Origin of the sequence: Frigoribacterium sp. CFBP 8751, from assembly GCF_014841545.1 — a bacterium.
GTDB lineage: Bacteria > Actinomycetota > Actinomycetes > Actinomycetales > Microbacteriaceae > Frigoribacterium.
Window position 1 is genome coordinate 151,685 of the sequence record NZ_JACYUB010000004.1, and the last position, 23,176, is coordinate 174,860.

A 23,176-nucleotide genomic window follows, 5' to 3' on the forward strand; every position below is an offset into this window, starting at 1 on the left:
GAAGCGCCGAGCCGCGCCTCCGGACCCCGCGTCCCCCCACCGCCCCACGACGGGTGTCACCCGATTGCGGGCTGGATGCCCATCGGGCAACCTGCCAGGCTCGCCCCGACGAAAGGGATGACATGGTTCACGGCGGCTACGCGGTCATCGACGTCGAGACGACGGGTCTCTGGCCCGGGCGACACCACCGGGTCATCGAGATCGGCATCGTGCACCTCGACGCCCACGGTGAGGTCGAGGCGTCGTTCGAGACCGTCGTCGACCCCTCGCGAGACCTCGGGCCCATCCACGTGCACGGCCTCCGTAGCGCGGACGTGCGCGGGGCACCCCGGTTCGAGCACGTCGTCGACGAGCTCTGCGACCGCCTGCGCGGGCGGGTCGTCGTCGCGCACAACGCCCGCTTCGAGGCGCAGTTCCTGGCGGCCGAGTTCGCGCGCCTCGGATTGGTCTCGCCGCTCGGGCCCGACGGCGCGGGCGCCCTCTGCACGATGAAGCTCGCCCCCACCTACCTGCCCGGTGCCGGACGGACGCTCGCCGACTGCTGCGCGGCCATCGACGTCGACCTCACCGTCGCCCACGAGTCCTTGGCGGACGCGACCGCGACGGCCCGCCTGCTGTCCGCCTACCTGCGCATGGGTGACGCCCAGTCGGCCTGGTGGCAGGACTGGGGCCGCTACGCCGCCCTGCAGCAGTGGCCGACGGCCGAGACCCCGCGGTCCACCCCTCACCCCCGGTACGCAGGAGGCGCGGGCGGCGCCGACGACGGAGGCCACGGTCCCGGCCGCGCGGCCTGGCGGTCCCGGCGCCGCGTCGCCCGGGTGCCCGAGTTCGCCCCGGTCCCCTCGGCGGGCTCGGTCCTCTCGGCGTCCGGCGCCGTGACGCCGAGCGCTCCCGCGGCGGTGCCCCCGGCGAGTCCGACCGGCAGCACGCACCTGACGGGCCCCGTGGGGCTCGACCTGGACCGCGACGTGTACGGCCTGTCCGTCGAGCCGGCGCCCGTCGAGCCGAGGTTCCTCGAGCGGGCGACCGAACTGCTGCCCCGGCTCGACCTCGGTCGTCGGCAGGACCAGTACGCGGCCATGCTCGACAAGGCCCTGTCCCACGGGTACCTGTCGACGGCCGAAGAGGGCAACTTGACGACCCTGGCCGCGGAGCTCGGCCTCGACGGGTCGACGCGGGCCGTGCTGCACGACCGCTACTTCGCCTCGCTCGTCTCGACCGTCTGGGCGCACGACGTGCTCTCGGACGACGAGCGGCGGCAGGTGGACGCGGTGGCCGAGATGCTCGGCATCGCCCCGCACCGACGAGACGCGGCCCTGGTGCCGTCGGTGCTCGAGCGCGCGCCCCGGCCGGCGGACGACGACGAGCTCGACGAGTTCGAGGTCATCGAGGGCCTCGACGAGTCGCTCGGGGCCCCGTCCGCGCCCCGTACGCCGACCCTCGCCCGCCCCGACGTGGGTCCGTTGGCCCCCGGCGCGCACGTCGCGCTCACCGGTTCGCTCAGCCAGGGGCGGGACGCCCTCGCGCGGACGCTCGAGCGGGCCGGGCTCGTGGTCTGGCCGGCGGTCACGACCGAGACGTCGTTGGTCGTCGCGGCGGACGTCGCGTGCCCGTCGGGCAAGGTGCGGAAGGCCCTCCGGTACGGGGTGCCCGTCGTGGACGAGACGCAGTTGCCGTTCGTGCTGGCCCGATCGCGGCGGTCACGCACGGCGGCCTGACATCTCACGACGGCAGGGCCGAGGTCAGAGCCCCGGGTCGTCCTCGAGGTGGTCGTCGGTGTCGAGTGACGGCCACCCGGGTGGTTGGTCGGGGGCTGTCTCGTCGAGCGGGGTGCGGGGCATCGGTTCCATCGGGTCGGGCTGCATGGGGCCTCCACTCGGGCCGCCTCCGCGAGATGCGAGAGGACGGCGACCGGGGACTGGGGCTGCCGGGTCCCACCGTACGCGCCTCGCGGGGCTGCGCCTAGCGCACCGGTCAGACGGTCAGGTGTCGCGCCACGATGTCGGCCGCGACCTCGACCAGCGGGAGGCGGTTCGCCCGGGCGTGCCTCCGGATGCGTTGGAACGCCTCGTCCATGTCGACGGACTGTGTGAAGGACACCACGCCCTTGGCCTGCTCGATCACGATGCGACTGTCGAGGGCGCGCTGCAACTGGTCGCGCGTGGAGTCGATCTCGCGGAGCGCGCGCTCTTGCAGGATGCTGATGGTCGCGACGTCGGCCAGGGCCTGCGCAGCGGTCGCGTCGTCCTCGTTGAGGGCGCCTGTCGTCTCTCGGAACAGGTTGAGCGAACCCAGCGTCTGGTCACGCAGCCGCAGCGGGATCGCGTGGACCGACCCGTAGCCCGAGTCGCGCGCGAGGTCGGCGAAGACCGGCCAGCGATCGTCGATCTCGCCGAGGTCGGGGACCGAGACGACCGAGCCCGTCGTGTAGGACTCGACACAGGGGCCCTCGCCGGCACGGAGCTGCAGCAGTCCGACGAGCTTGCTGCGTTCGTTGGTCGAGGCGATCACCTCGAGCTCGCCGGTCGAGCCGGCGAGGATGATGCCGGCGTCCGCGGCGTCGAAGAGGGCCGTGGTGCGCTCGACCAGCATCTGCAACAGGTCGATGGTGTCGAAGCCGGTCACGAGCGAGTCCGCGAGCGTGACGAACGTCTGCAGGAGCTGGGTCTCTCTGTCGCGGTCGGTCACGGGCGTCAGCCTAGGCCGTGTCGCCGACGGCCGTCGCCTGCCTCACGAGAAGTCGAGGCGCCGCAGCACGATCTCACTGGCGATCTCGCGCAGCCCCCGGCCGCTCGACCAGGCGTGGCCGCGGATGACGAGGAGGGCTTCGTCGACGCTGACGCCGAGCTGGACCATGACCATGCCCGAGGCCTGGTGCACCTCACGGGGGAAGATGGTCGGGAAGAGGCTGTCGTCCCCGGCCTCGAGCGCGTCGAGCGCCCGGCTGAGGACGCTCTTCCCCGCGATGCAGGCGAGCGTCGTCGCCTGGTCGACCTCGTCGTCGGTCAGGTCGCGGCGTTCGTCGCTGTAGAGGTCGACGGCGCCGAGGTCGAGGCGACCGTACGAGAGCGGGAAGGCGGCGACGCTCGCGACGCCGGCCTCGATCAGGGCGGCGGCGGCGGCGGGCCACGCCTCCGGAGGGGCGGTGGCCAGGTCTGGCTCGACCACCGGACGGTTCGTGCCGTGCGCCTGCCAGCAGGGGCCTTCGCCGAGGTCGAACTGGATCTCGTCCCGGCGCGCCGACACGGGGTCGCTCGAGCACACCGTGCCGGTGCCGAGAGGACCGCCGAGCGTGGAGACCGCGGCGCCGGTCACGCCGAACGTCTCGCGGAACGGGCCGCACAGGTCGGTGCCCGGTGCGGTGGCACGAGCGAGTGAGACCGCGGCCGTCCGGACGGCGCTCGCCTCAGCCACGACTGATCCACGGCACGTCGGACGCCGGGGGGCGAGGTGGAGACGGGTACACGGATTCCTCCACTAGGACCCTGAGGTCATCGCGACGACTCTAGTGGGTCGACGCCGGGGGAGGGGGGATGGTTCGGAGCCGTGACCGAGCCCCTGGCGGCCGGGTCCGATGCCCACGGGGTGATTTGCATGGTGTGCAAGATTCCTTCGCCGTTCATCTTCGAGCGCGTCCACGAGGCCTAGCGTCGCAGCGGGGCGATCGTGCCGCGGTCACCGGTCGGTGACCGGCGGTCGTCCCGGAGGGCGGTACCGATGGACGTGTTCGTCACCGTGGTGCTGGTGATCGTGATCGCGCTGGTCTTCGACTTCACGAACGGTTTCCACGACACGGCCAACGCCATGGCGACCTCGGTCGCCACCGGCGCCCTGAAGCCGAAGGTCGCCGTCCTCATCTCGGCCGTCCTCAACCTGGTGGGCGCCTTCCTCTCGACCGAGGTCGCGAGCACCGTCTCGAACGGCATCATCCGCGAGGGAGACGGCGGGGTCCAGGTGACACCGGTCATGATCTTCGCGGGTCTCGTGGGTGCCGTCATCTGGAACCTCGCCACCTGGTACCTCGGGCTGCCCTCCAGCTCGTCGCACGCCCTCTTCGGCGGCCTCATCGGTGCGGCGGTGATCGGTGCCGGCGTGGGCGCCGTCGACTTCGGCGTGGTCCTGTCGAAGGTCGTGCTGCCGGCCCTCATCTCGCCCGTCGTGGCCGGCGTGGTCGCGCTCGTCGCCACGTACGCGGCCTACCGGGTCACCCGGCAGGCCACCCTGCGGGGGTCGACGGCGGGATTCCGGCACGGTCAGACGGTCAGCGCCTCCCTGGTCTCGCTGGCCCACGGCACGAACGACGCCCAGAAGACGATGGGTGTCATCACGCTGACCCTGATCGCCGCGGGCTACCAGGGAGCCGGCACCGCCCCGCCCCTCTGGGTGGTCCTCGCCTGCGGCCTCGCCATCGCACTCGGCACCTATCTCGGAGGCTGGCGCATCATGCGGACCGTGGGCAAGCGGATCACCGACGTCCAGGCTCCCCAGGGGTTCGCGGCCGAGACGAGCTCGGCCGCGACCATCCTGATCTCGTCCCACCTCGGGTTCGCCCTGTCGACGACCCAGGTGACGTCGGGGTCCATCGTCGGGGCAGGGCTGGGCAAGAAGCTCGCCACGGTGCACTGGGGCGTCGTGGGCAAGATCGCCTCGGCCTGGCTGGTGACCCTGCCGGCCGCCGCGCTGGTCGGAGGGGTCTCGGCCTGGCTCGCCAGTTCGAGCACGGCGGGCCTGGTGGTCGTCGCGGTGCTCGCCCTGGCCGGCGGACTCGCCTTCGCCCTCCTCGCCCGGCGGCACCCCGTGACCCACGAGACCGTCAACGACAGCGACGAGGCCCCGGCCGCCGAACAGGTCGGCGCGAGCCGCGGACGAGGGGAGTGACCATGTTCTTGGGAGTCGACTGGGGCGCCTTCGTGGTGGTGTTCGCGACCGCACTCGCCGCCACCGCCGTCATCGTCACCTCGTTCGCGCTGGGCATCCGTCTGTTCGCCGACGGCGCCGTCGAGTCCGACGGCGGGTCCGGGGTCGTCGCCGCGGGCGCTGGCGCGAGCGCCGGCGCGAGCGCGAGTCGATCGAGGCCGTTGGCGGCGACGGTCGCCGGCGGGCTGTGTTTCGCCGTGGGGACGGCTGCCGTGCTCTTCGGACTGTGGATGATCGTTCCCCAGTTCCACTGACGGTCCGGACGGCGGGCTCGGCGAGTAGCGTGCGGGCATGACCAACGACAACGGCATCCCCGACGGCTCGACCGACATCACCGAGGACGACAAGAAGTACACCGAAGACCTGGCCGACGGGTCGAAGCAGGGCCTCGTCGACGACTCCGAGCAGAGCGACGACAGCGAGGTCTCGGACGGCAAGGACAGCTAGTAGCCAGGGCTCCGGCCCCGACAGGTCACGACATGCCGCTCACGTGCGAACGTGGGCGGCATGTCGCGTTTCCCCGACACGATCCGTCCCGATCACGACCCTTCCGGCCGGCCCGTGTCAACCCCCCGTCGCGCTTTCACCATGTGCGGTCACCGCCCCCCGGCAGAGGGACAGAGTGACAGGTCCTACCCCGATCACGACCGTCACCCGGACGGTCGCCGACGATCCGAGAGGCACGACATGAGCGACGACAAGCGGTACGACGGAGATCCGTCCACCCCGGTCTACGACACCACCTCCGAGGGGCAGCCGCTTCGTGGCGCCGCCTCCGGGCACGACCACCTGCGCCGTGACGACGCCGTGACCGACCTGGGCGACCAGGTCGGGGCGTATGCCGACATCACCGATCCCCACGCCACGGCGAGCGACTTCAGCGCGACCGCGGCCCCGGTCGTCGAGGAGCACCTCGGGCACGACCACGCCGGCACCGGAACCGGCATCGGCTCGGGCGCCGACGCCGGTTCCGGCACCGGCGCGGCCGACACCGCGAAGGCCAAGGCCGGTGCCGCGAAGGACGAGGCGGCCGGCGTCGCGGACGACGCGAAGTCCGCGGCCTCCGACGTCGCGGGCAGTGCCAAGGAGCAGGCCTCGAAGGTCGCCTCCGAAGCCACCGGCCAGGCCAAGCAGCTCTTCGGCCAGGCGACCGGCGAGCTCAAGGAGCAGGCCGGCGCCCAGCAGGAGAAGGCCGCGGCCGGCCTCCGCCAGGTCGGCGAGCAGCTCGGCACGATGGCCGACTCGGCCGACAGCGGTGTCGCGGGCGAGCTCGTCCGCAACCTGTCCGGTCGCGCCCATGGCGTCGCCGGCTGGCTCGAGGGTCGCGACCCGGGCAGCCTGCTCGACGACGTGAAGTCGTACGCCGCCCGCAAACCCGGCACCTTCATCGCCATCGCCGCGATCTCGGGCCTGCTCGCCGGACGCGTCGTGAAGTCGCTGACGGCCGAGGCCAAGGACGAGCACGCCGCCACGACCGAGACGGCAGGAGGCGCGGCGAGCCGGCCCGCGCCTCCTGCGTCCGATCCCGTGTCGAGCCGTCTCGTCGGTGACGTCGGTCCCGTGGCCGGTGAGTACGACGTCGTCACCGAGGGCGACGTCCCCGGCTTCGGCGGGCAGACGCCGGACGCCGGCGTGCCCACCACGTGGCCCGACACCTCGGGGACGCGCGCGTGAGCGACCCGGTCCGCGAGCCCGGGTCGACGCCGCCCGCACCGGAGGAGAAGGCCGCGACGACGTCGCTCGGCGACCTGCTCACCGGCGTGACCGGCGACATCTCGACGCTGTTCCGCCAGGAGGTCGAGCTGGCCAAGGCCGAGCTGACCGAGTCGGCCAAGAAGGCCGGCAAGGGTGCGGGCATGTTCGGCGGGGCCGGGCTCACCGCCCTCTTCGCCCTGCTGTTCGTCTCGCTGGCCGCCATGTGGGGCCTCGGCGAGCTGATCGGCCTCGGCTGGTCGTCGTTGATCGTCGCGGTCGTCTACGCGATCGTCGCCCTCGTGCTGTTCCTGCGCGGGCGGAAGGAACTGAAGAGCATCAAGGGGGCACCGAAGACGGTCGACTCCCTCAAGAAGATCCCCGAGACCGTGACGCCTGGAGGCACCGCATGAGCACCACCGACCAGAACGGCAGCAGCCGCACGCCCGACGAGATCCGCGCCGAGATCGAGCGCACCCGCGCCGGCCTCGGCTACGACGTCGACGCGCTCGCCGACAAGGTGAACCCGTCGAGCATCGCCCACCGCCAGACCGAGAAGGTGAAGAGCCGCTTCTCGGGCGTCAAGGAGTCCGTCATGGGCGCGGCGCACGACGCGGCCTCGAACACCCAGGGTGCCGGCCACGACGCCGCGGGCAGCGTCTCGGACGCCTCGTCGGCGGCCGTGCGGAAGGCGAAGGGCAACCCGCTCGCCGTCGGCCTGATCGCCTTCGGGGCCGGCTGGCTCGTGTCGTCGCTGATCCCCGCCACGGACAAGGAGAAGGAGCTCGTCGCCGACGCCAAGGAGGCGGCGGGCCCGGCTCTCGACTCGGTCAAGGGTGCGGCGCAGGACGTGGCGTCGAACCTGAAGGAACCGGCCCAGGAGGCGTTCGCGTCGGTCAAGGGCACGGCGCAGGACGCCGCCTCGACCGTGAAGGACGACGCGTCGAGCGCCGCGGGCGACGTGAAGGACAGCGCCCAGCAGTCGAAGGAGAACGTGCAGGGGGCCTGACCTCACCCCGCACGCGTCGGTCCGGACGCAGGAAGGCCCGCCCCGACGAGAGTCGGGGCGGGCCTTCGCACGTGACGGGTCGGAGGAGTTCCCTCCCGACGGGCGATCGTGCGACTCGAACCCCCGCCGACCGGGACCGGCGTGGCCTGGATCGGCTCGAGCAGGTCAGGATGGTCGGATGCCCTCGTCACCCCGCGCCCGTCTCGTGCGTCGATCGGCCGGTACGGCCACGCAGACCGCCACACCCCCCAGCCCGATGCAGCGCCCCGGCGCCTTCCGGTTCGGCCTCATCGCGACGCTCGGCGGGGGACTCGGCGTCGGCATCATCGTCGCCCTCATGGCCCTGTCGACGATCCTCGTCTACATCGGCCTCGCGTTCTTCCTCGCGCTCGCCTTCGAACCGGTCGTCCGACGCCTCGCGCGCGCCGGCGCCCCGCGCTGGGTCGGCGTCGTCGTCGCCGTCGTGTTGGTCGTCGGGGTCGTCGTGGGCATCGTCGCCGCCGTGGTGCCCGCGCTGATCGAGCAGATCGGGCACGTCGTGCAGACGGCCCCCGCCGCCCTGCAGGAGCTCTCGCGCCAGCCCTGGGTGCAGCAGGCCGTCGAGACAGTCGGGTTCGACGTCGACGTCGACGACGCGGTCGGCGCCGTCACCTCGTACCTGCTCGACCCCGACCAGTTGCTCGCCCTCGGCGGAGGCCTGCTCGCCGTCGGTCAGGGGATCACCAACGCCATCACCGCGGTGATCGTGGTCGCGATCCTCACCCTCTACTTCGCGATCACCCTCCCGCAGATGCTGCGCTCGCTCAGCCGCGCCGTGCCCCGCAGCCACCGCGAGAACGTCATGAGCATCTCGGACGAGATCTTCCTGTCGGTCGGCCGCTACGTCGCCGGGCAGGTCGCGCTCGCCGCCGTCAACGCCGTGTTCGTCTTCGTCGTGCTGACGATCGCCGGCGGACCGGTGCCGGTGCTCTTCGCGACCCTCGCGTTCCTGGGCGCACTGATCCCGGTGGTCGGCACGGTCGTGGCCTACGCGATCATCATCGCCGCGACGATCACCGTCTCGCCGGTCACCGCGATCGTCGTCGGCATCGTGCTGCTCGTCTACGCCCAGGTCGAGGCCTACGTGCTGACCCCACGGGTGATGTCCAAGGCCGTGGCGGTGCCCGGCGCCCTCGTCATCGTGGCGGCCTTCGGGGGAGGGGCGCTCGGCGGCGTCCTCGGTGCCCTCGTGGCGATCCCGATCGCGACGGCCGGGGTGGTCGTCTTCGAGCGGGTCGTCGTGCCGCGGCAGCAACGCGTCTAGCCGTCGGGACGACACGAGAGAAGGTGGACCTTGCCGGGTGGGAGCCCGGCGGGTTCAGGTCGCCGAGCCCCCGGCGCCACGGCAGCTGCCGTCGGACGATCGGACGACGGGTGTGGCGGGGTCGGCGGGGTCTGGGCCTCCGAGAAGCGTAGCCAATCGGTAACGCGAGGTGAAGGGGGTCGACGGGACCCGCGCCTCCCCGGTGTCAGACGACGGGACCTGCCGACCCACCCGGCGTCGGAGGCGCGGCGGGGTCGTCGCCGGCGAGCAGCAGATCGAGGCGCAGCTCACGCTCGCGGGTGTAGGCGGAGAGTGCCCGGATCACCCAGAGCAGGGTCCTGATCAGGAGCACGCCCAGCGTGACGGCCAGGGCGAACACCACCACGAAGAAGACGGGGTAGAGGACGCCGACGAGGGAGAAGCCGTTGGAGTACATCCCTCGACGCTAGGTCACGACCGGGGCCGGAGGGCTCCACCTCGCGATGGAGCCCCGGGACTCACTCCTCGGCGTCTGCCGGGCTCTCGTCGGCCTGTGCGGTCTCGTCCATGCGGTCGCGGAGGTGGTCGGCCATCGAGGCCGCGCCCTCGTCGCCGTGGTCGGCCTCGACCTGTTCGATCAGGCCGCTCAGCTTCTCGTGGTCGGTCGCCTCGGTGGCCCCGTCCATGACGGGTTCGGTCTGCTTCTCGTCGCTCATGGACCGGACGCTACGCCCCGGGGGTCCGCGAAGGCTGGACCCGCCCCTCCGCTCGTGACGGGCGGCGCAGGGCCGGTCCGCGGGAGGTGCGACGGACGGCACGACGGGCCCACCGAGGGGTACCATGCGCGACCCGCGGCGGGTGGGGTACGCAGGGCCGGGCATCGCCTGGCAGCCCTGCGCGTGTCGCCCCGCACGTGTCTGGGATGGACCTTTGCCCCACCGGAACGAGGACCACATGAGCACGACGACGCGCCCCGCACGCACCCGCACGAGCACCGACCGCACGAGCACCGCTCGCACCGACGACATCACCCGTGCGGCCGCCGACCTCTTCGGTTGGACCGACCTGCACCCCGCCCAGCTCGAGGCCCTGGAGGCGGTGGTCGCCGGCCGGGACACCCTCGCGGTCATGCCCACCGGCTTCGGCAAATCGGCGATCTACCAGGTGGCCGGTGCCGTGCTCGACGGGCCGACGGTCGTCGTCTCGCCCCTCATCGCGTTGCAGGCGGACCAGGTCGCGGGACTCGTCGGACGCCCCGACGCCCCGCCCGCCGTCGCGATCAACTCGGGCCACACCGACGCCGAGAACGACGAGGGCTGGGAGCGCCTCGCCGCCGGAGAGGTCACGTACGTGTTCCTCGCCCCCGAGCAGCTCGCCCGGGACGAGACCGTCGACCGCCTGCGCGACGCCGGGGTCGCCCTCGTCGTCGTCGACGAGGCGCACTGCGTGTCGTCGTGGGGGCACGACTTCCGGCCCGACTACCTGCACCTCGGCGAGGTCGTCGAGCGCCTGGGCGGCCCGACCGTGCTGGCGTTGACGGCGACCGGGTCGGGCCCGGTGCGCGACGAGATCGTCGAGCGCCTGCGCCTCGACGACCCGCTCGTGCTGAGCCACGGCTTCGACCGGCCGAACCTCTCCCTCGAGGTCGTGCGGCACGAGGACGACGACGAGAAGGCCCGCGCCGTGGTCGAGCAGGTGGCCGCCTCGACGACCCCCGGCATCGTCTACGTCGCCACCCGCAAGGCGACCGAGGACTACGCCGCCGCGATCGCCGAGCGCTGCCCCGACCGCACCGTCGTCGGCTACCACGGCGGCCAGCGGTCGGCCGAGCGGGGTGAGCTGCACGAGCGGTTCCACGCGGGCGAGGTCGACGTGGTCGTGGCGACGAGCGCGTTCGGCATGGGCATCGACAAGCCCGACGTCCGGTTCGTCGTGCACGCCGACGTGCCCGACTCGCTCGACTCGTACTACCAGGAGATCGGTCGGGCCGGGCGGGACGGCGACCCCGCCACCGCGACCCTGCACTACCGGCCCGAGGACCTCTCCCTGCGGTCGTTCTTCGCATCGGGCCTGCCCGGGCGAGCAGACCTGCGGGGCGTCTTCACCGCGCTCTCGGCCGCGGGACGGCCGGTCCGGCGATCGGAGGTGTCCGACCAGCTGGCCCTCGGCGCCCGGACGGTCTCGCGCCTCATCGACCTGCTGCTCGAGGGCGGTGCGCTGTCCGAGTCGTCGAGGGGGTTCGAGCCGGTCGACGGCTTCGACGCCCGCAGCGCGGCCGAGGCGGCGCGCGGGGTCGCCGAGACGCGTGACCGGGTCGAACGCTCGCGCATCGAGATGATGCGCACCTTCGCCGAGGCTCCCGGCTGCCGACGGCACTTCCTGCTCGGCTACTTCGGCGAGGAGTCGCCCGAACGCTGCGGCAACTGCGACGGCTGCCGGGCCGCCGAGAAGGCCGGGGAACCCCAGGAGGCGCGCGAAGGCGGGCAGGACGGCGTCACGGACACCGCGCCTCCTGCGTTCGCGCCCGACGCCCGCGTCGTGCACGCGACCTGGGGCGAGGGCACCGTGATGAGCACGGACGCCGACCGCATGACGGTGTTCTTCGAGAGCGAGGGCTACAAGGTGCTGGCCGTCGCGGACGTGCTCGCGCGCGAACTGCTCACACCGGCCTGACCGGCTCGACGGGCTCGCCCGCGGCGGCGAGCACGGTCGCGATCGTGCGGGGGTGGGCCAGCACCCGGAAGTGCCCGCCCGCGTGGAGGCGGACGTTCACGGCGCCGGGCAGTTGGCTGCCCTCGGGGATGTGCGGATCGAACTCGCCGAAGACCGAGGTGATGCGGCCGTTGACTGATTCGTCGCGGGCGAGCAGCATCGTCGTCGCGTCCCGGGGCGAGAAGGCCCGGAGGGCGGGCAGCACGAGCCAGGTGGCGTAGCGCGACCCCGAGAACGGCGAGCAGACGGCCACCATCGACCGCACGCGGCGGGTCTCGTCGAGCAGAGCCATGACGTACTTGCCGATCAGGCCGCCCTTGCTGTGGGCGACGATCACGACGTCGGTGAGTCCGTGGGTGAGCAGGTACGCGGCGACGTCGCGCGCGGTGGCCTCGACCGGACGGCTGTTCCACCGCAGGTCGTCCAGCACGTGCACGGGATGGCCCTCGGCGTGGAGGCGTTCGATCATCGGTCGCAGGAAGGACCAGGTCTCCCACACGCCGGGGATCACCAGCACGGGCCGACCGGTGCCGCCGAGGTAACGATCGGGGTCTCGCGGACTCGTGACGGCGCGCACCTGCCAGACGGCGGCGTAGGCGTAGTCCTGCACCCACCACACGGCGCGACGGACGAGCCGGCCAGGGGCGAGGTGGAGTCTCACCACTCGACCCTAGGCGTCGCCGTCGGGGACGTCCCGGGTCAGACGCTGTCGGGGTCGAGGACGAGCGTCGTGCCCTCGAACAGGTGCTGCGCGTCGTCGATGACCTGCAGGCCCTGGTTCATGTAGAGGAGCGCCGAGACCGAGATGCCGAAGCGCTGGGCGACGACGTCGATGAGGTCGTCGGGTGCGACGGTGTACCGCTTGGGGGCCCCGGACGCCGTGGTCGCCTCGAGCGCCCCCGAGGCGAAGGCCACCGCACCCGAGTCGACCGGGACGATGTTCGTCTGCCGCGGCGGCACCGACCACGCGACCGGGGCGACGGCGAGCACCTTGCCGGCCGAGATCTCGACGGGGACATCCGAGGAGGTGCTGGTCGAGTGGACGACGAGCGTCGAGAGGTACGAGGGCTGGCTGATCGAGCCGAAGCTGCCCGAGGCCGCCGTCGGAGTCGTGACGGACGCCCCGAGCTCGACGCCCCCGTCGCCGCCGTACGTGACGCCGTCGCCGACGGACGGGGCGACCTGGTAGAACGCGACGCCCACCGGCACGGGCAGGCTCGAGGTGGCGTCCGTGAGCTCGGTCGCGTAGGTGTCGTCACCCCCGGCCACCACGCGGTAGTGCAGGTGGATGCTGCCCTTGGGCGAGGCGAGGTCGCCCTCGGCGACCACCGTGCCGGCCGCGACCGGGGTGATGAAGGGCGCCGGCACGGCGGCGTCCTGCGGCGGCGGGGTGGCCGCCCGCGGCGAGGGTGTCGCGGGGGCGGTCGGCGTCGGCGACGGGGTCGCGCTGGGGGTGGGCGTCGAGGTGCGGGCGACCGTGGTCGGGCGCGCGGACTCGGTCGGGGCACCGGCCGCGAGCGGGGCCGAGCCGCTCGTGAAGAGGACCGCGCTCACGACGACGGAGACGAGGGCCGCGGCGGCGACGACGCCACCGACGATCGCGAGGCGGCGACGGCCGGACCGGGGTGCGGGTTCGTCGTCGGCCTCGTCGGCCTCGTCGGCCTCGGTCGCGCTCGCCGGGTCGGCCGATGCCGCGGTCGCGGCACCGGCCGTGCCTGCGGCGCCGCGGTGCGACCATGCGACGAGCCGGGGCTCGGTGCCGTCGGGCGCGACCTCCGCCGCGGGGGCGTCGCCGGTGTCGGACGCGCGGGGCGCGAAGGGTTCGTGACCGGGCGTGACGTCGTCGTCGCCGCCCGACCCTGGTGCGTGTCGTGCCATGGTGCCCCCTCGGCGTTGATCCTAGGGGACGGCGTGGGCCGGGTCGAGACCGATCGGTCCGGTCGAGGTCCGGGTACGAACCTGGAACAGCCTGTGAACCCCGGCGGCCCGCGGACGCCCGGCCTACCGTCACAGACGTACCGGGTCAGTCCGGTCGACCCACAACCAGGAGGTACGTCATGTCCGTTGGTGACAAGGCAAAAGATTTCGTCCAGAAGGCCGCCGGCAAGGCCGAAGAGGCCGTCGGCAAGCGCACGGACGACGAAGAGCTCACGAAGCAGGGCCACAAGGACCAGCACATGAGCGAAGAGCGTCTCGAGACCGAGAAGGCCAAGGACGACCTCGGCCAGAGCTGATCGTCCCGCCGACCTCGGTCGGCACCCCGGAGGGCCCGGCATCCGCGGATGTCGGGCCCTTCGTCGTCCGGTCGGAGGCCGCGGAACGAGCGACCAACGGTGCAGACTGTGCAAAAACCTAGCCGGGCGTGATTCGGTGGAGGCGTGAAGCGTCCGTTCCGTTCCCTCGTCCCCGCCGCGGTCGTCGTGGCGTCCTTCGCCGTCGTGCTCTCGGGCTGTTCGGCCTCGGATGGCCCCGAGACGGCGGCGGCCCCCACCGTCACCGTCACGGCCTCACCGACGTCCGGCTCGTCGGCGACCGACTCGCCGACCAGCGCCTCCTCTCCCACGGCGACGCCGGGTCCCGACGGGGCGTCCGGCGGCGGTGGCGACCTGGGCGACGGTGCCCCGGGCGACGCCTCCTCGCGGTGCACGGTGGGCGAGCTCACCGCCGAGATCGCCGACGGAGGCGGGGGTGCGGCCGGCAGCTACGGCGTCGCGATCATCCTGACCAACAGCGGCCAGCGCTCCTGCACCCTGCAGGGCTGGCCCGGCGTCTCGTTCGTCGGCGACGGGAACGGCACCCAGATCGGTGCCTCGGCCGCGTTGGACCGGTCGTCCTCGCACGAGACCCACACGCTCGCCCCCGGTGGCGAGGTCCAGACCATCGTGCAGATCGCCCAGACGGGGAACTACGACGCAGCGGAGTGCCGGCCGCAGGCGACCGACGGGTTCCGCATCTACCCGCCCGGCTCGCTCGAGTCGATCTTCGTGCCCGCCTCGGGGTCCAGCTTCGAGGCGTGTGCGAACGCCCGGGTGCAGCAGATGACGGTCAGCGCGCTCGCCACCTTCTGACGGCGCGCGGGTCCGGCCGGCGTCCCGGTTCGACGGGCGAGGTGGGCGAGGTCATCCTCGGGGGGCACGGGCTGCGACGCGCGGAGGACGCGTGACGACGCCGGTCGTTCGTACGCTGGCACCTCCTCGAAGGAGAGCTGCCATGACCGGGACCCGACTCGACCGCCCCACCACGCCGGCCGCCCGACGGCAGGGGTCCCGGGCCGTGACGATCGTCCTCGGCGCCGGTCGGGTCGCCGTGGTGGCTGCCGGAGCACTGGTGCTCGGCGGCCTGACGAGCCCGGCGCAAGGCTTCCTGCCCGAGTGGCTCGGAGGGTTCGCGAACTCGTCCGGTGGCTGGTCGGTCCTCGTCTTCGCGCTCGTCCTGGCCGTGCGCGCCCGCCCGGCCCTGTCGGCCGTCCTGGGCGCCGTGGCGTTCGTGCTGCTGGTCGAGGGCTACCGGATCGTGTCGGGGTGGCGCGGCTTCCCCTACGACGAGCCGTTCCAGAACGTCTTCACGATCCTCGGGCTCCTCGTGGGGCCGGTCATCGGTGTCAGCGCCGCACTCCTCCGTGCGTCGTCGCCGACCTGGCGGACCCTGGCGGTCGTGCCGCTCTCGACGGTGCTCGTGGGGGAGGGGCTCTACGGGCTCGTCGTCCTCGACCAGGGGCCGGGCGCCGTCTACTGGGTGCTCCAGGTGGTCCTCGGCGCGGCGTTCCTCGCCTGGGGCACGATGCGCACCCGGTCGTCCGCCCGGACATGGGTGCCCGTCGTCACGGCGGGGTCGGTGGTCGCCCTGTCGATCGTGTTCGTCGTCGCGTACACGGCCCTCCCTGGCCTGCTGATGTGACCGGCCGGGTCGTTCCTCCGCCGGGAGTCGACCCGCCCCTCCGGGCCGGCCGACGACGCCGAGGCCCGGGTTCCATGCCGATGCCGATGCCGATGCCGATGCCGATGCCGGTGCCGAGGCCGACGCCGGTGCGGATGCCGGTCTCGTTCCGTGTTCGGTGCCGGTGCCGGTGCCGGTGCCGGTGTCGGTGTCGGCAATTCCTGGCCGGTGACGCGGTGGGGTGCCGTGATCGGTGTGGGAGGGGTGCGGCGGTGACGGGAGTCAGGACTTGTCGACGGGGGTCGGTGTCCGTGCCGACGTCGGTGCCGGTGCCGGTGCCGGTGCTGGTGGCGGCAATTCCTGGCGGGTGCGGCGGTGGGGTGCCGTGATCGGTGTGGGAGGGGTGCGGCGGTGACGGGAGTCAGGACTTGCCGACAGGGGGTGTCGCCGATCCCGGGGCGGGGCGGGGCGGCGCGGGGCGGGGTGGGCTCGCGACCGCGCTGCGCCACGTGGTCCGACCGGCACGGCCCGCGGCCTAGAGGCGGGCCTCGGTGCGTCTCGGCTTCAGCCGGGCCGGCGCGTCGGATGCGGCGACCCACTCGCAGGTGAAGGTGCCGCGGTAGCCGAAGAGGAACCCGAAGCGCTGGTTGTGCACCTCGAGGTCGACGTGGAACGACTCGTCGTCGTCGGACCACCACTCGTGCAGCTCGGCCCGACCGCTGAACAGCATCGGGAAGCGGAACGAGACGGGGCCCTCGTGGAAGCGCTGCGCCTCCGAGCGGAGCACGAGGCCGCCGCGGTCGTCGACCGTCAGGTCGAGGTCGACCGCGAGGTGCTGGTGGGTGCCGAGGTAGTCGAGCACCCGCCCGTGGTCGAGCACCATCGTCGCGTCGAAGCGGACCGGGCGTCGGCCCGCCCGGCGGCGCTGCACGGTGTACGAGCGGACGAAGGTGACGGTCTCGCGTCCGAGCCCGTCACGGTACGGATAGTTCTCGATGACGAAGGGCACGTCGTCACCGACGTCGGGCACCAGGATGTTGCGCAACCGCCCGATCTGCAAGAACAGCACGGTCCACCACGGGCCCCGCCGGATCGACGACATGACGCCCCGGCCCACGCAGGCCTCGCCCGAGTCCAGACCGACGCCGAAGCGGCGCTGCATCATCGGGTGCAGGCGGACGAACTCGTCGCCGAGGGCCTGCTCGAAGATCGACGTCATCGGGGTGACCGCCTCGCGGGGTCGGGCAGCGCGGCCAGGGTGACCGGCGCCTCCTGCAGGTGGTCGCCCGCCCGCGTGCCGCCCGCGGGCGCGCGGAGGGTGCGGGAGGCGCGGGGCCGGTCCGGACGCCAGAACGCGAGGGCGCTGGTGAGCGGCCACCGCTCGGGTTCGCGGCCGGTCTCGAGCCAGAGGCGCAGGCGGTCGAAGCTGAACGCCGTCGCCCACCCGAGCAGCGGACGCACGACCAGGTCGAGCGGACCCCAGCCCGAGTCGTAGTCGTAGCCGGTCACGAAGCGCGTCCGTCCGTCGGCGGTGGGCAGGTAGCGCCAGTACCCGCGCCCGGCCCGGATCGGTGAGAGGGCGTCGTCGGTCGCGAAGCGCAGGGCGGACGTTCGCGAACCGTCCTGGCCGTGGCGTTCGCCGATGCTGACGCCCGTGCCCTCGACGGTGTGGACGGGCGTGCGACGGACGTAGCGGAACGGTGTCGACCCGTCGGCGTCCGGCGGCCCGGGGGTGATGCGCGAGAAGCGGACGTCCCAGCGGACGTGCTGGGCGGGGTCCTGCGTGGCGGCCCACACCCGATCGAGGTCGGCGTCGATGACGGTCTCGACGTAGATCTGACGTTTCCCCACGACGGCGAGGCTAGGGCATGGTGGCGGCCGACGGAACGCCCCGGAACGCGGGTCGTCGCCGGATCTAGGCTCACCCCATGGACGAGAACTTCCGGACGGTCCGCGACGCGTTCGGGGCCGCGGCGCGGTGGTTCGCCGAGACGGTGCACGAGCTCGACCGGCCGCCGGCCCCCTGGGAGGCCACGGCGCTCGGCGAGTGGAGCCGTCGTGACCTCGTCGGCCACACGTCGAGGGCCCTGCTCACGGTCGAGCAGTACCTGCGGCCGGGGCCGTCGGATTCTGACCGCCGCTCCGTCGACTACTACCGGGCGGTCCGGGGCGGCCGCGCCGATCCGGACGAGGTCGCCGAGCGGGGGCGGCAAGCGGGACGGGACCTCGGTGCCGACCTGCCCGAGAGCGTCGACACCGTCGTGCGACGGGTGACCGCCGTGGTGGCCGGACGGACCGCGGACGCACGGGTGGAGACCCCGGTCGGCGAGTGGCGGCTCGAGGCGTACCTGCCGACGCGCGTCGTCGAGCTCGTCGTCCACACCGGCGACCTGCGGACGGCCGGCGGGCTCGACGGGCAGGCGCCCGAGACCGCGGTTCGTCAGGCGCTGGTCGTGCTCGGCGGCCTCGTGGCCGACGCTCCGTCGGATGATGCGCCGCACCTCCTGACGGCCCTGACGGGGCGCTCGGCGCTCGACGCCGGGTACACGGTGCTCTGACGGGGCCCGCGGTCCGCCGCGGGTGCTTCCCATCCCTTCCGACTACGCTCCCGGGCCCCTCCGGCTCGGGCTCTGGCTCTGGTGTCGGCAATTCCGGGCTGGTGCTGCGGCGGGGCGCCGATTGCCGCGAGGGAGGGGAGTGGCTGCGACAGCCACCCGGAGTTGCCGACGGGGCGACGGCCTGGGCTCCGTGGGGGCCGTCGCGCTCGCGGTGAGCTGGTGACTACGGTGGCCGCATGACCTACCCGCCGCACGACCCGTATCGGACGGGCTTCCTCGAGACGACGGACGGCGCCTCGCTCTTCGTCGAAGAGTCGGGTCGTGCCGACGGCGTCCCCGCCCTCTGGTTGCACGGCGGGCCCGGTGGTTCGCTCGGTCAGGGCGGCTACCGACGATATTTCGATCCAGAGGCCTACCGGTTGATCGGCATCGACCAGCGCGGTTCCGGGCGCAGCACCCCCAACGTCGTCGACGACCTGGCCGGCCTCGAACGGCACACGACACCGCGACTCGTCGCCGACCTCGAGGAGGTCCGCGAACGACTCGGCATCGAGAGCTGGGTCGTCGGTGGGGTGTCGTGGGGCACGACGCTCGCGCTGGCCTACGCCGAGGAGCACCCGGACCGCGTCCGAGCCCTGGCGCTCATGGCGGTCACGACCACGAGTCGCGACGAGGTCGACTGGATCACCGAGGGGGTCGGGCGGCTCTTCCCCGAGGACTGGGCCGTGTTCGACCGCGAGAGCAGGAGGCGCGACGACGAGAGACCGGTCGACGCCTACGCGAGACGGCTGGCTTCCGACGACGAGGCCGATCGTGGGGCGGCCGCGGCGAGTTGGGACCGGTGGGAGAGCGTCCATGTCAGCCTCGACGATCCCGGGTCCCGCGGGCGGGGGCATCTGGGACCCGGCCGGCGAGAGGCGTTCGCCACGCTCGTCACCCACTACTGGAGCAACGACGGCTTCCTCCCGGGCGAGCGGTCGATCATGGCACAGCTGCCACGGATCGCCCAGGTCCCCGCCGCGCTGGTGCACGGTCGTCGTGACGTCAGCGGGCCGGCGATCACGCCGTGGCTCCTGCACCGTGCCTGGCCGGCGAGCACCCTCACCGTGGTCGAGGACGAGGGGCACGGCGGCCCGCGTCAGGTCGAGGTGCTCAGTGCCGCCCTCGACGGGTTCGCCCGGCGGTGACGACTTCGTCTGCTCTGCCCGCCGTGCCCGGCATGCGTCGGGCCGACCTCGCGCGGCCCGAAGGGGTGCGTTGGTCACCGGCGCTACCGTCGGGCGACGGCGTCCTCGTGCTCGCGGGGTCGAGTGGACGGGTGGACGGCGAGCGCGCCCGGCTCTTTGCGGAGCACGGCGCATTGGCCGAGTCGATCCGGTGGTTCGGAGGCGAGGGGCAGAGCGCCGGGCCGTGGGACGTCCCGCTGGAGACCTTCGTGGACCGTTTGGACTCCCTCGCCAGGGAATGCGACCGGGTCTGGCTCGTCGGGACGTCGTTCGGGGCCGAGGCCGCCCTGGCGACGGCCGCCCGTGCCCCCGGGGTGTCGGGTGTGTTCGCGTTCGCCCCGTCGGATGTCGTATGGGCGGGCTACGACCCGGCCGGTGCCGAACACTCGCACTGGACATGGGGTGGGGCGCCCGTGCCGTTCGTACCGATCGACCAGGAGTGTCGGGGGACGGAGGAACCTCCTCGGTTCTCGCCCGTGTACGAGCGGTCCCGAAGGACGTTCGCAGACCGGGTGGCCGCGGCGGCGATCGAGGTGGAGCGGATTGCCGAGGTCGTCGTCGTCGCAGGGGGCGACGACCAGGTGTGGTCGAGCTCGCTGTACGCGGAGAACATCCGGTGTCGGCGCGCAGACCACGGTGCCGACACCGTCGTGGTGGCTGGTGTCCTCGCCGGGCACCGAGCGATCCTGCCCGGGGAGTCGTTGGTCCGGGGCGGCATGGCCATGCGACGTGGGGGCACGGAGGCCGCGGACCGGGAGCTGGGGACACGCGCGTGGCGTGCGATCAACGCGATGCTCGCGGCATCACGCTGACGTGCGCGGCTCTACGTAGAGTCGTCGATCCGCTGGAAGAGGACGTGGTCCTGCCAGCGGCCCGCGATCTCGAGGTAGGACGGGGCGATGCCGTACTGCTCGAAGCCGGCCTTCACGAGAACCCGTTGCGAGGCGACGTTGTGGCGGAGCGTCCCCGCCTGGACGCGGTGGAGGCCGGCCTCGCCGAACGCCCAGTCGATGGCCTCGCCGACGGCCGACGTCATGATGCCGCGCCCGTTGCGGTCCTCCGACAGCCAGTAGCCGAGGTCGCAGGACCGGAAGGGACCACGGGCGATCCCGCTGAGGGTCAGCCGGCCCACCACGGCACCCTCGTCGACGATGACGAACGGCTGCGCCTCGCCGCGTGACCGTTGTGCCAGCAGCGACGAGATCACCGACAGCTGCCCCTCGGGCGTGAAGTAGGCGTCACCGCGCACGGGGTCCCAGGGGGCCAGGAACGCACGGTTGCGCGTCAACGCCCGTGCCAGCTCGGGGGCGTCTCGCGGCTCGATCAGGCGGAGGTGGGAGGACACGGGTTCACGGTACCGCCGGAGATGCCCCTCGAAGCCGTCGTGGTCGTCGCGCTACGAGCGTGCGTCAGGCCACGGCCCCACGGCATCCAGTCGGGCGAGGAACTCCTCGAACCGGGCCGGCTCCGTGCGACCGCTCAGCGTCTCGCCGAACCACGCGGTCCAGATCGCGTCGACCTGGTCGCCGGTGATGCCCCGGGCCAGGATCAGTTCACGCACCATCGGGACGGCTTCGAGTTCGTACTCGTCCCAGGGGGCGCCGTCCTCGGTGCCGGGCTCCAGTCCATAGGGGTCGAGGGCGTTGAGCTCGACCAGCACCCGGTCGACGAGATCCCGCCAGGCCTGGCTGCGGCGTGGTTCGCCGACGTTCGCCTCTCGTCGACGGAGGAATGCGCCGACGTGCCTCACCGTGCCTCCGGACGCCCGGCCTCGTCGAGCGCGCGCAGCAGCGCCTCGCCGTCGCGCACGTCCACGAAGGTCATCGGCAGCGGGGCCATGACGCCGTCGAGGCCCGTGTTGGTCAGGCCACGCTGCCGTGCGCCGAACGGGGTGTCGCCCGTGATCGAGTCGGTCCAGTCGACGCTGACGTGGGTGCGGTCCCGGGACCACGACACCTCTTGGTTCTGCTGCTTCGCCGGCGCCTGGTGGACGGTCGACCCGACGACCAGGAACGACCGCTGGTCGGTGACCGCGTAACCCGTCTTCGCCTTCCGTGCCCGCTTGAGCAGGAATCGGCCGACCACGAAGAAGAGGCCGATCGCCACGAAGACCCCACCGAAGGCGACGAAGAACCACGATGCCCCGTCGCGCAGGGCGGAGACCTCCCAGAAGATCGCGAACCCGCACCACAGCAGGCTGAACGGCACGAGGAACAGGTCGTTGCGACCGAAGGTCACGCTCTCGTCCGGGCCGCCCGACCAGAGCAGGCGCTCGCCGGGGCGCAGTTCCGGCTGGACGAGGGCACGTCGGTCGTCGGGCACGCGGGCGTCGGGGGCGCTCATGGTCGAGAAACTACCGTGTCGCGTCCGCCGCCGTCACCGCGTTCGGACTGGTGTGCCGTCACGCCCTCGGTCGGTCGAAGCGGGCACCGCCGGGCTTCGGGCCGAGCAGCGACAGGATGAAGATGACGAATGCGCCGAGGTACGGGAACAGGTTGATCAGCAGCAACCACCCGCTGAGGTCGATGTCGTGGAGTCGCCGCGCTCCGAGGGAGAGGAACGGGACGACCGTCCCGAAGAGCAAGACCGCGAGAACGAAGCCGAAGGGGATGAAGCCCGGTCCGGGCTCGAGGGTGCCGTCGTAGTCCGTCGTGCTCCCCGGGAGGCCCGCGAGGAACCCGACGATGCTGAGCACGAACCAGACCACCGTGTTCGCGAGGACCACCCACCAGTACTCGCTGCGGCTCGCGCGCCCCGTGAAGTCGGCGTACTTCTGGAAGAACCGCTTCACCGCGACGACCGGACCCGCCCCGTACAGAGGCGCCCAGAGGGGGACCGGCCCACCTGGGGCGAAGGGCGACCCCTGCGGCGGCTGTCCGTACGAGGGCTGTGCATACGAGGGTTGCCCGTACGAGGGCTGTCCGTACGAGGGCTGTCCGTACCCGGGCTGCGGCTGCGGGTGGCCGGAGGGCTGCTGCCCGTACGGCGGAGGCGTCGGCTGCCCGTAGGGCGGCTGCTGCCCGTACGGCGAAGGCGTCGGCTGCCCGGCGGGCGGCTGCTGAGGCTGCCCGCCCTGGGGCTGTCCGCCCTGCGCCTGCTGCCCGTACGGTGGCACCGCCCCGCCTTGCTGGTCCGCCCCGTCGTTCCTGTCGGTCATGAGATCCCCCTCGTCCGCGCCGCCCACCGCGACCCCGCCACCCTACCGAGGCACCACCAGGCCCCGCCCTCCGGACGACGACGGCATGCCAGAGGACCAGGAGGCGCGGTCCGGCACCGAGGACGGCCCCCGTCGTACGATCGGACCGTGCAGACCCCGGCCGTCCTCCGCGACCACTCGCCCGAGGCCGCCGCGCTCCTCGGCGAGGGGTGGACCGTCGCCGCTCGGTCGTTCGGTGCCCGGCTCCACACCGGTGACGTCGACCGCGACCACCTTCGCGCCCTCGCCACCGGCAAGGCCGCCGACGTCACGATCCGCGAGCTCGGTCCGCTCGACGTCGACGCCGTCCTCGCCCTCGACGCGCAGACCCTCGACGACTACCCGGGCAGCGTGGCCACACGGCACGAGCCCTTCGACCGGTCGTCGGCGACGCCCGGACCGACCCGCAGGGCCTGGGGTGCCTTCACCCCGACGGGTCGCCTCGTCGGCCTGACCGTCGTCGACCTCGACGGTCCCGCCGCCGAGACGGACGTCACGGTCGTCCACTCCGATCACCGCGGTCGAGGTCTCGCCGCAGCGATCAAGGCGGCGTCGGTGCTGGCCCTCCTCGATGCCGGCGTCCTCCGCTTCCGCACGGGAGGTTCCGCCGACAACCCCGCGATCGTCGCCACGAACGCCTCCCTCGGCTACGTCGTCGACGAGGGCTGGCTCACCCTGGTCGCACCCGCCCCCTGAGCGACGGTCGAG

Annotated in this window: 28 protein-coding genes; 16 read left to right on the plus strand and 12 right to left on the minus strand. The window is 72.8% G+C overall.

The features are described 5' to 3' along the window. The first annotated feature begins 122 nt into the window (after positions 1-122). A complete protein-coding gene (locus tag IFT88_RS11945; RefSeq protein WP_056225101.1) occupies positions 123-1,718 on the plus strand; it encodes an exonuclease domain-containing protein in 1,596 nt (531 codons plus the stop codon). A 256-nt stretch (positions 1,719-1,974) separates the two neighbouring features. Here the strand turns inward: IFT88_RS11945 and IFT88_RS11950 are convergent, their stop codons facing one another. Together IFT88_RS11950 and IFT88_RS11955 are read right to left on the minus strand one after the other, a co-directional pair. Continuing rightward, entirely contained in the window at positions 1,975-2,688 is a 714-nt protein-coding gene (locus IFT88_RS11950) for an ANTAR domain-containing protein (protein ID WP_192120797.1), read from the minus strand. 42 nt (positions 2,689-2,730) lie between these two features. Then, positions 2,731-3,414 (minus strand): GAF and ANTAR domain-containing protein, encoded by a 684-nt coding sequence (locus IFT88_RS11955; protein WP_052505258.1) that lies wholly within the window; start codon positions 3,412-3,414, stop codon positions 2,731-2,733. A gap of 303 nt (positions 3,415-3,717) precedes the next feature. Here IFT88_RS11955 and IFT88_RS11960 point away from each other — a divergent pair, with 303 nt between their 5' ends. From IFT88_RS11960 to IFT88_RS11990, 7 genes are all read left to right on the plus strand, one after another. Continuing rightward, a complete protein-coding gene (locus tag IFT88_RS11960; RefSeq protein WP_056225104.1) occupies positions 3,718-4,878 on the plus strand; it encodes an inorganic phosphate transporter in 1,161 nt (386 codons plus the stop codon). 2 nt (positions 4,879-4,880) lie between these two features. After that, positions 4,881-5,171, plus strand: coding sequence for a hypothetical protein (locus tag IFT88_RS11965; RefSeq protein ID WP_043595176.1), 291 nt, complete (start codon positions 4,881-4,883; stop codon positions 5,169-5,171). Positions 5,172-5,208: 37 nt separating this feature from the next. Beyond that, the gene (locus tag IFT88_RS11970; protein WP_157489621.1) at positions 5,209-5,364 is read left to right on the plus strand and encodes a hypothetical protein; all 156 of its coding nucleotides are present in this window, start codon (positions 5,209-5,211) and stop codon (positions 5,362-5,364) included. A gap of 240 nt (positions 5,365-5,604) precedes the next feature. Further along, positions 5,605-6,591: a hypothetical protein gene (locus tag IFT88_RS11975; RefSeq protein ID WP_192120799.1), complete on the plus strand. Its 987-nt coding sequence runs from the start codon at positions 5,605-5,607 to the stop codon at positions 6,589-6,591. Continuing rightward, the gene (locus IFT88_RS11980) at positions 6,588-7,022 is read left to right on the plus strand and encodes a phage holin family protein (RefSeq protein WP_192120801.1); all 435 of its coding nucleotides are present in this window, start codon (positions 6,588-6,590) and stop codon (positions 7,020-7,022) included. Before IFT88_RS11975 ends, IFT88_RS11980 begins: the two co-directional genes overlap by 4 nt. After that, positions 7,019-7,618 (plus strand): DUF3618 domain-containing protein, encoded by a 600-nt coding sequence (locus IFT88_RS11985; protein WP_192120803.1) that lies wholly within the window; start codon positions 7,019-7,021, stop codon positions 7,616-7,618. Before IFT88_RS11980 ends, IFT88_RS11985 begins: the two co-directional genes overlap by 4 nt. A gap of 178 nt (positions 7,619-7,796) precedes the next feature. After that, positions 7,797-8,921 (plus strand): AI-2E family transporter, encoded by a 1,125-nt coding sequence (locus IFT88_RS11990; RefSeq protein WP_192120805.1) that lies wholly within the window; start codon positions 7,797-7,799, stop codon positions 8,919-8,921. Between the two features lie 205 nt (positions 8,922-9,126). On the opposite strand, the gene IFT88_RS11995 is transcribed toward IFT88_RS11990, so the two are convergent. Both IFT88_RS11995 and IFT88_RS12000 read right to left on the minus strand, forming a co-directional pair. Then, complete coding sequence (locus IFT88_RS11995; protein ID WP_192120807.1) at positions 9,127-9,357, minus strand: hypothetical protein; 231 nt, start codon at positions 9,355-9,357, stop codon at positions 9,127-9,129. A gap of 61 nt (positions 9,358-9,418) precedes the next feature. Further along, entirely contained in the window at positions 9,419-9,616 is a 198-nt protein-coding gene (locus IFT88_RS12000; protein WP_054146271.1) for a hypothetical protein, read from the minus strand. Positions 9,617-9,854: 238 nt separating this feature from the next. Between IFT88_RS12000 and IFT88_RS12005 the strand changes: the two genes are divergently transcribed. Continuing rightward, entirely contained in the window at positions 9,855-11,573 is a 1,719-nt protein-coding gene (locus IFT88_RS12005) for a RecQ family ATP-dependent DNA helicase (protein ID WP_192120809.1), read from the plus strand. On the opposite strand, the gene IFT88_RS12010 is transcribed toward IFT88_RS12005, so the two are convergent. Continuing rightward, positions 11,560-12,273, minus strand: a complete 714-nt coding sequence (locus IFT88_RS12010; protein WP_342212150.1) for an alpha/beta fold hydrolase — start codon at positions 12,271-12,273, stop codon at positions 11,560-11,562. The two genes, IFT88_RS12005 and IFT88_RS12010, sit on opposite strands and share 14 nt — an antisense overlap. Before the next feature lie 38 nt (positions 12,274-12,311). Next, on the minus strand, positions 12,312-13,490 hold the full coding sequence (locus IFT88_RS12015; protein WP_192120812.1) for a LysM peptidoglycan-binding domain-containing protein: 1,179 nt from the start codon (positions 13,488-13,490) through the stop codon (positions 12,312-12,314). Positions 13,491-13,669: 179 nt separating this feature from the next. Between IFT88_RS12015 and IFT88_RS12020 the strand changes: the two genes are divergently transcribed. From IFT88_RS12020 to IFT88_RS12030, 3 genes are all read left to right on the plus strand, one after another. Continuing rightward, positions 13,670-13,846 carry a CsbD family protein gene (locus tag IFT88_RS12020; RefSeq protein WP_123518567.1) on the plus strand — a complete coding sequence of 59 codons (177 nt, stop codon included), beginning with the start codon at positions 13,670-13,672 and terminating at the stop codon, positions 13,844-13,846. Between the two features lie 144 nt (positions 13,847-13,990). Beyond that, on the plus strand, positions 13,991-14,680 hold the full coding sequence (locus tag IFT88_RS12025) for a DUF4232 domain-containing protein (protein WP_192120814.1): 690 nt from the start codon (positions 13,991-13,993) through the stop codon (positions 14,678-14,680). Positions 14,681-14,822: 142 nt separating this feature from the next. Next, positions 14,823-15,509, plus strand: a complete 687-nt coding sequence (locus IFT88_RS12030) for a DUF6518 family protein (protein WP_192120816.1) — start codon at positions 14,823-14,825, stop codon at positions 15,507-15,509. Positions 15,510-16,023: 514 nt separating this feature from the next. On the opposite strand, the gene IFT88_RS12035 is transcribed toward IFT88_RS12030, so the two are convergent. Continuing rightward, positions 16,024-16,707: a DUF4166 domain-containing protein gene (locus IFT88_RS12035; protein ID WP_192120818.1), complete on the minus strand. Its 684-nt coding sequence runs from the start codon at positions 16,705-16,707 to the stop codon at positions 16,024-16,026. Further along, complete coding sequence (locus IFT88_RS12040; protein ID WP_192120820.1) at positions 16,704-17,339, minus strand: SRPBCC family protein; 636 nt, start codon at positions 17,337-17,339, stop codon at positions 16,704-16,706. The genes IFT88_RS12035 and IFT88_RS12040 overlap by 4 nt, the downstream gene beginning before the upstream one ends. Before the next feature lie 77 nt (positions 17,340-17,416). On the opposite strand from IFT88_RS12040, the gene IFT88_RS12045 reads away from it, so the two are divergent. The 3 genes from IFT88_RS12045 (at position 17,417) to IFT88_RS12055 (ending at position 20,084) form a co-directional block, all read left to right on the plus strand. Then, complete coding sequence (locus tag IFT88_RS12045; protein ID WP_192120822.1) at positions 17,417-18,046, plus strand: maleylpyruvate isomerase N-terminal domain-containing protein; 630 nt, start codon at positions 17,417-17,419, stop codon at positions 18,044-18,046. Between the two features lie 236 nt (positions 18,047-18,282). Next, complete coding sequence (locus tag IFT88_RS12050) at positions 18,283-19,233, plus strand: alpha/beta fold hydrolase (protein ID WP_192120824.1); 951 nt, start codon at positions 18,283-18,285, stop codon at positions 19,231-19,233. A 131-nt stretch (positions 19,234-19,364) separates the two neighbouring features. Continuing rightward, entirely contained in the window at positions 19,365-20,084 is a 720-nt protein-coding gene (locus tag IFT88_RS12055) for an acyl-CoA thioester hydrolase/BAAT C-terminal domain-containing protein (protein WP_199859212.1), read from the plus strand. Between the two features lie 11 nt (positions 20,085-20,095). On the opposite strand, the gene IFT88_RS12060 is transcribed toward IFT88_RS12055, so the two are convergent. From IFT88_RS12060 to IFT88_RS12075, 4 genes are read right to left on the minus strand one after another with little or no spacing between them, the layout of a single operon-like run. Next, entirely contained in the window at positions 20,096-20,617 is a 522-nt protein-coding gene (locus IFT88_RS12060; protein ID WP_192120828.1) for a GNAT family N-acetyltransferase, read from the minus strand. Positions 20,618-20,668: 51 nt separating this feature from the next. Next, complete coding sequence (locus IFT88_RS12065) at positions 20,669-21,022, minus strand: hypothetical protein (RefSeq protein WP_192120830.1); 354 nt, start codon at positions 21,020-21,022, stop codon at positions 20,669-20,671. Beyond that, complete coding sequence (locus IFT88_RS12070) at positions 21,019-21,615, minus strand: hypothetical protein (protein ID WP_052505266.1); 597 nt, start codon at positions 21,613-21,615, stop codon at positions 21,019-21,021. Before IFT88_RS12070 ends, IFT88_RS12065 begins: the two co-directional genes overlap by 4 nt. A 58-nt stretch (positions 21,616-21,673) precedes the next feature. Next, entirely contained in the window at positions 21,674-22,429 is a 756-nt protein-coding gene (locus IFT88_RS12075; protein ID WP_192120832.1) for a DUF805 domain-containing protein, read from the minus strand. Between the two features lie 147 nt (positions 22,430-22,576). On the opposite strand from IFT88_RS12075, the gene IFT88_RS12080 reads away from it, so the two are divergent. Continuing rightward, a complete protein-coding gene (locus IFT88_RS12080) occupies positions 22,577-23,164 on the plus strand; it encodes an acetyltransferase (protein ID WP_192120834.1) in 588 nt (195 codons plus the stop codon). Positions 23,165-23,176: the final 12 nt, after the last annotated feature.